The sequence below is a fragment of the Solihabitans fulvus genome (genome assembly GCF_008386585.1).
GTDB lineage: Bacteria > Actinomycetota > Actinomycetes > Mycobacteriales > Pseudonocardiaceae > Solihabitans > Solihabitans fulvus.
Genome location: NZ_VUOB01000195.1, coordinates 1 through 234 on the forward strand (window position 1 = coordinate 1; position 234 = coordinate 234).

Here is a 234-nt window from a genome sequence, read left to right on the forward strand (position 1 = left end):
CGCGCACATCGCTGATGCCGACTTGCTCGGCGAGTTGCGTTGCGGTGGCGTGGTTGTCGCCGGTGAGTAGCACCGGAGCGGCGCCGGTCAACCGGGCGACCGCAGCGACCGTACCGGCGGCTTCGGGCCGGATCTGATCGGTGATGCCCAGCACGCCGACTGGGCGGTGTTCGCAGAGCACGACGACGGCGGTGCGCCCGCGTTCCTGGAGGGCGTGGACTGCCGCGGAGGCCG

1 protein-coding gene is annotated in these 234 nt (G+C 72.2%); it reads right to left on the bottom strand.

Annotated elements, in window-relative coordinates:
* Positions 1–234, bottom strand: a 234-nt coding sequence (locus F0L68_RS41265; protein ID WP_149855359.1) for an HAD family hydrolase, incomplete at both ends; no start/stop codon positions are given.